At 34.9% G+C, this 13,842-nt stretch carries 8 protein-coding genes; 4 read left to right on the top strand and 4 right to left on the bottom strand.

Annotated elements, in window-relative coordinates; translation table 11 throughout:
• Positions 1 to 8 precede the first annotated feature (8 nt).
• Complete coding sequence (gene gltB, locus U0D62_RS20085) at positions 9 to 4,511, bottom strand: glutamate synthase large subunit (RefSeq protein ID WP_322289136.1); 4,503 nt, start codon at positions 4,509 to 4,511, stop codon at positions 9 to 11.
• Positions 4,512 to 4,985: 474 nt separating this feature from the next.
• Here gltB and U0D62_RS20090 point away from each other — a divergent pair, with 474 nt between their 5' ends.
• Together U0D62_RS20090 and U0D62_RS20095 are read left to right on the top strand one after the other, a co-directional pair.
• The gene (locus U0D62_RS20090) at positions 4,986 to 5,324 is read left to right on the top strand and encodes a P-II family nitrogen regulator (RefSeq protein ID WP_322289137.1); all 339 of its coding nucleotides are present in this window, start codon (positions 4,986 to 4,988) and stop codon (positions 5,322 to 5,324) included.
• A 70-nt stretch (positions 5,325 to 5,394) separates the two neighbouring features.
• Positions 5,395 to 6,645 (top strand): ammonium transporter, encoded by a 1,251-nt coding sequence (locus U0D62_RS20095; RefSeq protein WP_322289138.1) that lies wholly within the window; start codon positions 5,395 to 5,397, stop codon positions 6,643 to 6,645.
• 63 nt (positions 6,646 to 6,708) lie between these two features.
• Here the strand turns inward: U0D62_RS20095 and U0D62_RS20100 are convergent, their stop codons facing one another.
• The 3 genes from U0D62_RS20100 to U0D62_RS20110 all read right to left on the bottom strand — a co-directional run bounded on the left by U0D62_RS20100 (position 6,709) and on the right by U0D62_RS20110 (position 10,012).
• The gene (locus U0D62_RS20100) at positions 6,709 to 7,047 is read right to left on the bottom strand and encodes a DUF4870 domain-containing protein (RefSeq protein ID WP_322289139.1); all 339 of its coding nucleotides are present in this window, start codon (positions 7,045 to 7,047) and stop codon (positions 6,709 to 6,711) included.
• Between the two features lie 102 nt (positions 7,048 to 7,149).
• Positions 7,150 to 7,473, bottom strand: a complete 324-nt coding sequence (locus U0D62_RS20105) for a DUF4870 domain-containing protein (RefSeq protein WP_322289140.1) — start codon at positions 7,471 to 7,473, stop codon at positions 7,150 to 7,152.
• 106 nt (positions 7,474 to 7,579) lie between these two features.
• Positions 7,580 to 10,012, bottom strand: coding sequence for a trypsin-like peptidase domain-containing protein (locus U0D62_RS20110; RefSeq protein WP_322289141.1), 2,433 nt, complete (start codon positions 10,010 to 10,012; stop codon positions 7,580 to 7,582).
• A 466-nt stretch (positions 10,013 to 10,478) separates the two neighbouring features.
• Here U0D62_RS20110 and mnmE point away from each other — a divergent pair, with 466 nt between their 5' ends.
• Positions 10,479 to 11,870 carry a tRNA uridine-5-carboxymethylaminomethyl(34) synthesis GTPase MnmE gene (mnmE, locus tag U0D62_RS20115; protein ID WP_322289142.1) on the top strand — a complete coding sequence of 464 codons (1,392 nt, stop codon included), beginning with the start codon at positions 10,479 to 10,481 and terminating at the stop codon, positions 11,868 to 11,870.
• Between the two features lie 159 nt (positions 11,871 to 12,029).
• Positions 12,030 to 13,739 carry a 7TM diverse intracellular signaling domain-containing protein gene (locus tag U0D62_RS20120; RefSeq protein ID WP_322289143.1) on the top strand — a complete coding sequence of 570 codons (1,710 nt, stop codon included), beginning with the start codon at positions 12,030 to 12,032 and terminating at the stop codon, positions 13,737 to 13,739.
• The last annotated feature ends 103 nt before the right edge of the window (positions 13,740 to 13,842 follow it).

A 13,842-nucleotide genomic window follows, 5' to 3' on the forward strand; every position in this document is an offset into this window, starting at 1 on the left:
AATATCGTTTATGCTTGTGCTACTTTTTCTTCTTCTTCTAATCGTTTTAAAGCTTGTTTATACTCTTCTGGGAAAATCTTAATGAAATTCGATAATTCACTTTCCCAATTTTCTAAAATTCTTTGTGCTATCGGACTTAGAGTAGCGTTATAATGATTTTCAATCAGTTCTTTTAACTCATTAATATCCTTTTGTTCTACAACCGGATCTAAATTCAAAGCTTCTTTATTGCAATGTGCTTCAAAAGTCTTTTTATCATCATATATGTAGGCAATTCCTCCAGACATTCCTGCACCAAAATTTCTCCCCACTTCTCCTAAAATCACAGCTATTCCTCCAGTCATATATTCGCATCCGTGATCTCCTATACCTTCTACCACGGCTTTTGCTCCAGAATTACGAACACAGAATCGCTCGCCAGCTTTACCATTAATATATACTTCTCCCGATGTAGCACCATACAAGGTTACATTACCCGTTATAATATTATCTTCAGGAATTATAGTTGCCTCATCAGGAACTTTGATTACTAACTTAGCTCCAGAGAGTCCTTTACCTAAATAGTCATTAGTATTACCATTTACTACCATGGTTAATCCTTTTGTTGCAAAAGCTCCAAAGCTCTGTCCTGCCGCACCGGTAAAGTTTAATTTTAATGTACTATCTGGTAATCCCTGAGCTCCGTATATTTTAGAAATTTCATTACTTAAAATAGCTCCAACAGCTCTATCCGTATTTGTAATATCAAAATCCAAAGTGGTTCTTTCTTTTCTGAATAATGCCGGATGAGCCTGCTCGATAATATCAAAATCTATAGATTTTCCGAGACCATGATCCTGTGTTTCGGTATTATAAATCCCTACTTCTTCGGGAGCATCAACTTGATGTAAAATAGGAGTAAGATCGATCCCTGCTGCTTTATAATGTTCTACTGCTTTTTTATGATCCAGTTTTTGTACCTGCCCAACCATTTCATTTACCGTACGAAAACCTAACTGTGCCATAATTTCACGCAGTTCCTGAGCGATGAAATACATATAATTTACTACATGTTCTGGCTTGCCTTTAAATTTTTTACGCAATTCTGGATTCTGAGTTGCTATTCCCACAGGACAGGTATTAAGATGGCACACTCGCATCATAACACATCCTGAAGCAACTAATGGTGCTGTCGCAAAACCGAATTCTTCTGCTCCAAGTAAACAGGCCACAGCTACATCACGTCCGGTCTTTAACTGACCATCACATTCTAGCACAATTCTGCTACGCAGATTATTTCCTACTAATGTTTGTTGTGCTTCAGCAATCCCCAGCTCCCAGGGTAATCCAGCATGTTTTAATGATGTTAAAGGTGATGCTCCTGTACCTCCATCAAATCCTGATATTAATACAACATCTGCTTTAGCCTTGGCAACACCTGCTGCTACTGTTCCTACCCCAACTTCTGATACCAGTTTAACATTGATCCTTGCATCCCGATTAGCAGATTTTAAATCAAAAATCAATTGTGATAAATCTTCTATAGAATATATATCATGGTGTGGTGGCGGAGAAATTAATCCTACATATGGAGTAGAGTTACGGGTTTTGGCTATTTCAGGATTCACTTTTGGTCCTGGTAACTGTCCTCCTTCTCCGGGTTTGGCTCCCTGCGCCATTTTGATTTGGATTTCTGCTGCATTGGTCAGGTAATTTGAAGAAACTCCAAATCTTCCTGAAGCTACCTGCTTAATAGCACTGTTTTTCCAATCTCCGTTAACATCTTTATAGAAACGAAGTGGATTCTCTCCTCCTTCTCCAGAATTACTTTTACCTCCAATACGATTCATGGCGATTGCAAGGTTTTCATGAGCCTCTTGACTTATAGAACCATACGACATTGCTCCTGTTTTGAATCGTTTTACAATTTCTGTCCAGGGTTCTACCTCATCTATAGCTATTGGATCATAATTTGAGAATTCTAACAATCCACGAATGGTCATTAAACTTTTTGACTGCTCATTAATAAGTTTTGCATATTCTTTATACGTTTTTGGATCGTTATCTCTTACTGATTTTTGAAGCTTAGCTACAGACAAAGGATTAAACTGATGTTTTTCACCATTACGTCTCCATCTATATTGACCACCGATCTCCAGGTTGAGACTAGCTGCTACTTCTTGCTCTACATATGCTCTTTTATGACGTTTAGCTATTTCTTTTTCTATCTCATATAATCCTATTCCCTGAATACGTGTTGCGGTGTTCGGAAAATATTGATCTACGACCTTTGTGTTAATACCTATACATTCGAACAACTGAGAACTCCTATATGAATTAAGTGTAGAAATACCAATCTTATTCATCACTTTAAGGACTCCTTTTCCTACTGCCTTATTATAATTAATGATGGCCTCCTGAGTGGTAAGTTCTGTAATATTTTGTTCTTCAATTTGCTCTTCAATAATTTCGTTCACCATATAGGGATTAATAGCACTGGCTCCATATCCAAATAATAATGCAAAATGATGTACTTCTCTCGGTTCTGCAGATTCTATTATAATACTTACTTTAGAACGTTTCCCCAACTTCTGCAACCCACTATTTACATAAGAACAAGCTAATAAAGCAGGTATTGGAGCTCTATGCTTACTCACATTGCGATCAGAAAGAATAACTACATTAGTTTCTTCATCTATTGCTTCTGATACATTTTTAAGCATAACCTCTAATGCATCTTCTAATCCGTTAAGGCCACGATTAATGTTATATAACATAGAAACCGAAGTAACCTTAAACCCTTTTCCCGTAAAGGTTTTTATTTTATCCAGATCTTCCTTAGAAATAACCGGGTTTTGAATTTTGAGTTTATTACAGTGTTGCTCATTTATGTCAAAAATATTATGATCTGCCCCAAGTGTCAAACTAATATCAGTGATCAATTCTTCACGGATACCATCTAATGGAGGGTTTGTTACCTGAGCAAACAACTGTTTAAAATAGTTATATACCAATTGTGGACGCTCTGATAATACGGCAATTGGTGTATCTGATCCCATTGAACCAATTGGCTCTTTTCCTAACTGCCCCATAGGAGCTATAATAGTATCAATATCTTCTTGAGTATATCCAAATACCTCTTTACGCTTGGCAACGGTTTCTTCTCCTAAAAACAATGGACAATCATTATAAGGTATATCCTTAAGATGAACCAAATTATCATCTAACCATTTTCTATAAGGATGTTTGGAAGCAATTTCTTCTTTAATTTCTTCATCATTTATGATTCGTCCTTCATCCATATTTACCAAAAACATCTTACCGGGCTCTAATCGACCATGAAACTCAATATTTTCGGGTTGTATTTCTACGACTCCTGTTTCTGAAGACATAATGACATAACCATCTTTGGTTACTGTATAACGTGATGGCCGCAATCCGTTTCTATCTAATACCGCACCTATATAGTTACCATCGGTAAATGGTATTGAAGCCGGACCATCCCAAGGCTCCATTGCACAAGAATTATATTCATAAAAAGATTTCTTTGTTTCGGACATTTCAGGGTTTTTCTCCCAAGCCTCTGGAACCATCATCATCATAACTTCTGGAAGTGATCTTCCGGTCATCAATAATAGTTCTACTACCATATCCATTGAAGCAGAATCTGATTTACCTTTTAAAACTACAGGCAATATCTTTTTAATAGCTGAACCAAACCAATCGCTTTTTAACAACTCTTCCCTCGATCGCATTCTGGTGACATTACCTCTTAATGTATTAATCTCTCCATTATGGCACATATATCTAAAAGGTTGTGCCAAATCCCAGGTTGGAAATGTATTGGTAGAGAATCTTTGGTGTACCAGAGCTAACCTTGTTACCACTTTAGGATCCATAAGATCCTTATAGTATAGCTTAATGTCTTCTGGCATTAAAAGTCCTTTAAATATTAAAGTCTTGGTTGATAAACTAGGGAGGTAGAAAAACTTACTTTCTGAAAGTTTAGAGCTGTATATAGTATGCTCGGTTATTTTACGGGCAGTAAAAAGTTTAAGATTAAAATCAAAATAAGTTTGTGAGGCACTCTCTTTACCAATAAATATTTGTTTTATAAAAGGTTCTGTTGTTGCTGCAATCTCTCCAAGATGTATGTGGTCAACCGGCACATCTCTCCATCCTAATAATACAAGTCCTTGATCCTTTATATTTTTCTCAAATGTATCTATACAGTATTGCCTTTGATTATCTTTTTTTGGAAGAAAAACATTACTTACTGCATAATCTCCAGGTTTTGGTAGTTCAAAATCACAGTATTCAATAAAAAAATCATGAGGGATATCTATTAATATTCCTGCTCCATCTCCAGTTTTACCGTCAGCACTAACAGCACCTCGATGTTCTAGTTTTTCAAGAATTTCTAATGCTTTATGAATAATATCATTTGATTTCTTTCCTTCTAAACTACATATAAATCCGGCACCACATGCGTCGTGCTCGAATTCTGGTAAATACATTCCTTGTTTCTTCATAATATTTTCCGACTTAATTATAAGTTCATTTTAAGAGATGTTTTAAAACGAATTCAATGTTTCAAGTTGTTGAAATTAACAAATCATTAAGGAACCAAAAAGAAAATGGAATCATAGAGCTGTACTTTTTTGAGCTCCGTAAAAAAAGCATAGGCAGAATAAATTAATCATAAAATAAAGACTTCATATTACGAATTTGATAATGCGTTTTTTCTAAATAAAACAAGGATTTGTATCAAAATTCATTCTATTAAAAGACAGCTGATTTTAATGAAAACGTTTTCGTTTAAATATCTATTTCTTTCAATACGAAATCATCATTTTAATATGATAAAAATAATTACCCCTAATTTTTTAGGGGGTAATAATAAAAAAATGATAAAAATAATCACTCTTACCTCAAAAATTTGGATACAAAAAATAAATTAACCTACTTTTGAATCGAATTTAACATTAATTTAAACTTTGTTCTTTATGAAGAAAATAGAAGCAATTATCAGAAGATCTAAATATAGAGTTGTTAAAGAAGCGTTGCACGAAAAAGGGATCACATTTTTCTCCTATTGGGATGTAACTGGTGTAGGTAATGAACAAAAAGGAAGTGTCTATAGAGGTGTTTCGTATAGCACTACTGATATTCAAAGACGCTATCTATCAATAGTAGTAAATGATGAATTTGAAGAGATTGCTATTTCGGCAATCCTTGAAGCCGCCAAAACAGGAGAAGTAGGAGACGGAAAAATCTTTGTTTCAGACATTAAAGAAGCATATAGAATTCGCACCTCTGAAAAAGGTGGCGGAACATTAAATTAAAACTACCACTACACCACCACAACAATTATAATCCAACCGAAAACAAAAAATAACTTTTATTAATTATACCATGGAACTTTTAACTACGAACAATGTATGGATGATGGTGTGTACCGCACTAGTATTTTTCATGCACTTAGGGTTTTCTTTTTTAGAAATAGGACTAACACGTCAAAAAAACACAATCAACATATTATTCAAAAATGTATTTATTATCTGTGTAGGCTTGCTTTTATACTACATAGGAGGTTTTAACTTAATGTATCCCGGTTTTGAAGAAGGAGATGCTGGCTTTCTAAAGTTTGCCGGTTTTGGAATTACTGCTCCTGAAAATGGTATGACACCTGAATATGCAGATGGTGGATATACCTGGTGGACTGATTTCTTATTTCAAGGGATGTTTGCTGCCACAGCAGCTACTATTGTATCGGGAGCCGTGGCAGAACGTATTAAGCTAGGAGCGTTTATGATCTTTACATTAATATATGTAGGATTTGTTTACCCAATTGTAGGTTCTTGGCAATGGGGAAGCGGATTCTTATCTACAATGAAAATTGGTGAAGCCGAAGGGTTTTATGATTTTGCTGGCTCTACTCTGGTTCATTCTGTAGGTGGATGGGCGGCATTAGTAGCAGTTGGTTTACTAGGTTCCAGAATTGGTAAGTTCGGTTCTGGAGGAAAACCTCAGGCAATTCCTGGTCACAATATTCCTCTAGCAGCAGCTGGTGTACTGATTCTTTGGTTAGGATGGTTTGGGTTTAATGGAGGATCCGTACTTTCTGCCGATCCTGCTGGAACTTCATTAGTACTAGTAACCACCTGTCTTGCAGCAGCAGCTGGCGGAGTTGGAGCTTTTGTTCTGTCTACTGTTCTTTATAAAAACTATGATCTAACTATGTTCTTAAATGGAATTCTTGGTGGTTTGGTAGGAATTACGGCCGGTGCAGATCTTATGTCTCCTAATGAAGCAGTAATAATAGGCTTAATCGCAGGTATTATTATCGTATTAGGTGTAGCTCTGGTTGACAAACTAAATCTTGATGATCCCGTAGGTGCAATCGCTGTTCACTTGATTTGTGGTATCTGGGGAACTCTAGCCGTAGGTATATTTGGATCTAAAGCAGGATTTGATCAATTTATGGTTCAAGGATTAAGCGTATTAATTGTAGGAGGTTTCTGTGTATTCACTGCTTTTATTATCATATTCACCCTTAAGAAAACTATCGGAATTAGAGTTTCGGAAAAAGAAGAAATCGACGGATTAGATGGACACGAGCATGGTATGGACGCATACCCAGATTTTAGGATTAACCAGCACTAAAACTTAAATAGTGTTAACCAATGGAAACGGGCGATTTATATATCGCCCGTTCCTTTTATATAGTTATTTTATAATTTGTAAGGATAATGGGTATGATGGTCTTTCTCCATTATTTGCTTTGATTGCATTAATGATTGGAAAGATAAAACATAGTATCGCAATTGCTATTAATCCCAATGCTCCCAAACCAAATAAAAGTGTTAATGGAACACAAACCAGAGCATAAATAAACATACTGATTTGGAAATTCATAATAGACTTACCATGCTCATCCATAGCAAGTACTCGTTCTCTTTGCGTTAACCATAATATTAGAGGAACAATAAATCCTCCAAATCCGGTAACAAGGTCTAACAATTGTGATAAATGTGTAAATACTAGTAATGATCTGTCTTTTCTCATGATTCTTGGTGTTTTTTGATTGATTATTGATGATGGATTGCTAATAAAATTAGCAGTCTATACTAATATGACGCAATTCAAGTCATTTTGTTACATCTTTAATCAGGAAATAAATTTGAATGATAAAGGATAGTATGGCATTTTTTCTTTACTAGCATTTACAGCGTTTAGAATAGGAAAGAGATTTGCATATATAAACCAAAAAGGAATAAGAAAAAAGCCTATGCAACACATAAAACCTAATACAAATGCAAACATTAAATATATCAATGCTGTAATTTGAAAGTTAACAGCTGCTTTACCATGTTCTTCCATCATTAAAATCTTATCCCGCTGTGTAAGCCATAAAATCAAAGGACCTAAAACCCCGGTTAATAAACCACTCAAATGCATCACTATAATAAGTGAATTATCTTTCTGTTTCATTCCTTACTTTTGAAAGCAAATATAATTCTCAACCTAATATAAACAACAAAAAAACGCCTCGAAAATCGAGGCGTTCATTATTCTAAATTTAATGTCTACTATAGGTTTATTTAATTATTAGTTTTTTAGAGATTGATTCTCCTTTATTACTTTCAATCTTTACAAGGTATATACCAGATTGTAATGATAGATTACTTGCAGACAAAGTATTAACTCCCGGTTTTAGCTGAAATTGCTCTTTTTTCTGACCTAAAATTGTATAAATAGTAGCTTCAGCTTTTTCGGTTGCATTTTGAGCTAGGTAAATAGTAAAACTATCATTCGTTGGGTTAGGAGAAAGTGTGATACTTGATAAAGCTCCTTCATCCTCATCTCCAAGTATTGGTGTAGTTGGTCCAAATTCGACTACAGCTTCTGTTAATGATCCATTACAAGATCCTTCATAAATCTTCACGTTAGAGAACGTAGAGTTATTTCCAGAACCTCCATCATTATCATTAATAAATACTAATCGATCCATACTACCGGTATAGAAATTACCTACTGGGATCGTATATGTAGTAGTACCACTAGAGTAGTTATCAAAGTTTGTTACTCCATAATTTTGAGTACCGTGAACTTTAAAGTATCTAGTAGATGTCAATGTATTATCGTTTTCAAATCCAACGGCGTGAATCTCTCCTTGAGATGTACTGCTGAAATCAAACTCAATTACTGTATTTGCTGTAACTGTATAGTTCATTGCAATGTACTTCCAGGTATTGTTAGTTAGTGATAATGCTGCTCCTCCACTTCCTACAGAGAAATCACCTGCTGCATCCTGGTTAGAGAATGGAGTGATTGTAAAGTCGTTGAAGTTTAAAGCATCACAAGCTGGTGGCGGTGGAGTACCTCCGTCACTAATGCTAAGAGCATCTACCGTGATATCTCCTTGCCAGCTACTACCTGTAACTACATTTAATCGCAATTGAACGCTTGCTTCTCCTGCATAAGCTGAAAGATCCACATCTGCAGCATTCCAATCTGTACCTTGAGCACCGCTTCTATTAAATACGCTTACCCAGTTTCCTGTATTATCTGTTCTGGCTTCAACATTAAATGTTCCTACAGAACTACCAATCATATGATATTGGAAACTTAAGGTTGGATTCGTCAATCCACTAAAGTTCAAACAAGGTGAGTTTAAGATTGCATTTTTATTAGGGTACCCAGTACCATTTACTGAAGCTTCTACATAAATGTAAGAATTACCATCGATTGCACTACTTGGTCCTGTTCCATTAGAAGGTGTACCGTTAGAATCAACAGTCCAGTCTAAATCATCTCCACTAGCTTGTGTCCAGTCTCCGATAGTACCTTCAAAACTCTCTGAGTATGGGAATGAAGATATATCTCCTGAACAGTCTCCTGGAGGTGGTGGTGGGTTACCATCAAGACCCATAGCATCCCAAAATGCTGGTATAGTTGCTCTTTCTCCAGAATTGCTTCCTCCACCTGAGGTACATCCTCCATACGCGTGTACTCCGATCGCATTACCTGTTGCTTCATCAATAATAGGACTTCCGGAGTTTCCTCCTGTAGTATCTGCTCTATATCTAACAAAGGTATTATCTACAGAAGATAATGGTCCACTATTTGTTTGTTGTGTTTGATTATCAATTCCATCATCAGTACCAAAACCTGTAATCCTAATAGTACCACCAGGAGCTGTCTGTACTACATTAAAAGATTTTCCTTGTGCTTGAATAGGTGTCAACCCTGTTTGTGTATTTGCATTTACCGTAAAAACAGCCCAATCATTTGCCTGACTAGGGCTACTAGTGTATGGTGTAACAAAATCACCTTGTTGAATTGGATATTGATCCTCTGGACCAGGATGAACTATAGTTCTGTCTGGATTAGATTTTGGAACATTAAATTCTAAAATCTCAGCTCTGGCACTCACACAGTGTCCTGCGGTAACTAATCGCCCATTAGTGATAATCCAGCCAGTACAACCGTTTGGTACAATTCTTCCAATTGCATTATCAGTTGAATCAATACGATCATCAGAAGAACCACATATAGTTCTACCAGCGGGTACAGGATCCCCTACTCCAATCTCTGAGATATTTAATCCAACAGATCGTTCTCCTGGAGCTATACTAAGTGTTACTTTAATTTTATTTCCATTAAAATAAGCACTGGTATTTCTCCAGGTTTTAATAGTGGTTGATGTTAATACCTGCGTAGCTCCATCTAGCGCCGAAGTAATCGTTAAAGTACTATTAGCACCCAGGTTAACATCTTTAAAAAATAATCGTAACCAAATTGCTCCTTCTTTTGTTATAGTGTGGTTGATAATTTCAGGAGTATTACTTTTCTGATTGCTTTCAGATTGTAATTGTATGTTGTATGGCTCATAATGACGTTTTAATTCATTAGTTTGTGCTGTTGTCATAACTGGTAATAGCATACCTATTACGCAGAGCACAGAGCATAGTCTGCTTATTATGGCAGAATAAGCCACATTAATTGAGTTTGTGTTGTGAAAATTCATAAAAATAAAAGTTTAAGTATATAGTTAGACATTAAATTTAGTTAGTACTTAAAAACTGTTGTAACCTTTACAACAGCATGTCTTCCAAAAAAAATGATCATTTGTTTAAGATATGATCAACAATTTTTCACTTTTATTCTTTTACTTTCCCTGTAGAATATTAGATAAAAATAAGACATTCTTATTTTCTTCTTTGCACAAGATAAAAAAGAAATATTACACCTCAAAAAACTTTGATACACAAATATTTAAAGAACATATATCTTCTTTATTTTTTCTATTAAAAATTATTTTTAGAACGCTTCAAACTACCCATAAACTATCAGCAAACTTATACCAGTGTTATTCGAAAAAAAAACAATTTTAAAAAGATGAATTTTTATTTTTTCAATTAGCAACAAAAATTTTAATTGAGGTCTATATAAATTGATTAATGTCTATTTTTGCCTTCCAGTAAATACATCATATGATCTCACAAGATACTATAGTAGCATTAGCAACAGCTTCTGGAGCAGGAGCCATTGCTGTAATACGAGTTTCGGGAAAAGAAGCTATTAGTATATGTTCGCCTTTATTTCGTTCTGTAGCAGGAAAGAAATTAGATCAACAAAAATCTCATACTATACATCTGGGGCATATTTTGGATGACGAACGAGTTTTAGACGAAGTCTTGGTTTCTATATTTAAAGGAACCAACTCATATACTGGAGAGCCAACTATAGAGATATCTTGTCATGGTTCTACGTATATACAACAGGAAATCATTCAATTATTACTGCGTAAAGGATGTAGAATGGCTAATGCAGGAGAGTTTACATTACGTGCTTTTATTAATGGAAAACTTGATTTATCCCAAGCAGAAGCTGTTGCTGATCTAATCGCATCTGATTCTGAAGCTTCTCATCAAATTGCGATGCAGCAAATGAGAGGTGGTTTTTCTAACGAAATAAAAAAACTAAGAGATGAGCTACTGAACTTTGCATCTTTAATAGAATTAGAATTGGATTTTGCCGAGGAAGATGTAGAGTTCGCTAATCGGGATCAGTTTCAGGATTTGGTTTCAAGGATTACAAAGGTTCTGAAAAGACTCATTGATTCTTTTGCAGTTGGTAATGTTATCAAAAACGGAATTCCGGTAGCAATTGTTGGTGAACCTAATGTTGGTAAATCAACGTTATTGAATGCTTTATTAAATGAAGAAAGGGCTATAGTTTCTGATATTGCCGGTACAACTCGTGATACCATCGAAGATGAAATCAATATTGGTGGTATTGGTTTTCGATTTATTGATACTGCAGGGATTCGGGAAACCAAAGATGTTGTAGAGAGTATTGGAATCCAAAAGACTTTTGAAAAGATTGAACAAGCTCAGGTTGTTATTTATTTGGTTGATAGTTCTGAGTTAACTGTTGAGAATTTACAACAGCTAAAAACTGAAATCGGAAAAATAAAAAATAAATACCCTCAAAAACCATTAATCGTTGTAGCTAACAAAGTTGATAAACTTAATAACTCTCAGATTTCTGCCTTACAGTCTGAAATTGAGAATATTCATTTGCTTTCTGCCAAACAAAACAAAGGTGTTGAAGAGTTACAAAATAAACTTCTGGAATTTGTAAATACCGGAGCTCTGCGAAATGACGAAACGATCGTAACTAATTCTCGTCATTATGATGCATTGTTAAAAGCACTTGAAGAAATCCAAAAAGTGCAATATGGTATTGATAATGGATTATCCGGAGATTTAATGGCGATTGATATTCGTCAAGCTTTATATCATTTTGGAGAAATCACTGGAGAGATCACATCGGATGATTTATTAGGAAATATCTTTGCTAATTTTTGTATCGGGAAGTAGTCTTTAATAACATCTATTATCTAAGAATGGCATATAACAAATCTAAAATTCTAGCTACTATGTTAGTAAGAGTTTTTTTTCTAAAAAAAGGAATTATTACTGTGATTATATAGTTTACTCAGTATAACTGTATCTTTGTGACCTAAACAGTACTAACCTATGTCCACACCCCGTAAGCAATACTCTTTTGTTGTTTTCTTGCTACTAATATTATGTTTATCTTCTTGTATTTCTAAAACTCCTGAATTTAGTATCGAAAATGGTGAAATGGATCTTAGTAATATTGATTTTAATACAACAAAAAAAGTAAATCTTAATGGAGATTGGCAGTTCTATTGGAAACAATTTCCATTCGAAAAAAGAGTATTCTCTACGGCTGTACTTCATGATCCTTCGGTCACTCAATTACCAGGTGGCTGGATCGGTGATTATTTTACAGGAAATAAGCATCCTGCCAAAGGATATGCAACCTATCGTTTGAAGATAAATTTAAGAGATCCATTGGTTCCATTATCTTTAAAAATTCCACGAAGTCATACTTCTCTTCAGGTTTGGGTCAATGGACAAAAAATTGAAGAATCAGGGGTTTTTGGGGTACAAAGTGAAACAGCAACTCCAAAATTAGCCCCTTTGCTCATTGATATACCGAAAGATTCAGAAATTGACCTTTTGATCCCTATATCTAATTATGAATATCGTGTCGGGGGTGGTTTTATACAAGGTATTACCTTAGGAAACCGAAAATTTCTTCGAACAGAAAGAGAACAACAATTGTTGATTGAATCGCTAAGTGCAGCTGCAGTTTTGGTAGTTGCTATTTTTTCAATCTTGTTTTATTATGTAGAAAGTCGACAAAAAATATTCCTGTATTTTGGAGCATTTTCAGTTTTTGGAGTATTACGTTTTATATCCGTTGGGGAATCTACATTTATAAGTTTAATTCCTGATGCTCCATTTTGGTTGGTTCATCGTTTACGATTTATTCCGTTCTACTTAGGTATGGGAATTGGAGGATTGTATTTTTATAAGTTGTTTCCTAAAGAATTGTCCAAAAAAGTGGTGCAAGCATATTTTTGGATTTCTGTGATATTCGCAGGATATTTATTGGTAATGCCCACCTATTTATCAAGTTATGCTTTTATTCCGTACCAATTCATTGCTTTATTTGGCATTTTATACGTTGTTTTTGCAGTTATCAAGGCAGTATTCAACCGTCGGCCTGAGGCAAAACTGGTCATAACAGCCTATACCGTGGTAGCTATGGTTGTTATACATGATTTGCTGGTAGTACAACAATTAATAGACAGTATTTTTTTAGCCAATTACGCATTTGTTGCTTTTATTGTTATGCAAGTTATTGTGTTATTTAGGACCTATAAATCTTATACCGAACAGATTGATCAACTTTCTGATGATCTTTCTACAGCTGGAAAGCAGTTACAATACAAGGAAGAAGACATTACAACATTGGCAACTGACAATGCTATGCGACTTCAGTATAAGAAACAAGTGTTAGAACAACTTCGGGAGATACAGAAACAGAACACTGATGCTATAGGAAATGCTGTAAAGAAACTATCCCATGAGATTCGAGCACAGATTAAGGTAGAAGAGAAACTTTCTTTTCAACAAGAACATATAGATTTACTGAATACAGAATTCAATAAAAGACTTCTAGAAAAATACCCATCCCTTTCCAAAACCGAACAAGAGATCTGTGGGTTGATGCGATTAAAAATGAGCACTAAAGAAATTGCTACTTATAGAAATACTTCTGATGGAGCGATTAGGGTGGCCAAAAACCGAATCAGAAAAAAGATTCAATTAACTTCTCAAGAGGATTTGCAAACGTTAATGGCCAGCTTTTAACATGTAACTAAATCCATTTATTTCCAGGGTTTTACCTTGTACCCCTATCACGACAAATACACTGTTGTAACAGTTGTGTAACGTTTTGTAACGCTATTTTTTT

Source organism: Aquimarina callyspongiae (genome assembly GCF_034322225.1).
GTDB lineage: Bacteria > Bacteroidota > Bacteroidia > Flavobacteriales > Flavobacteriaceae > Aquimarina.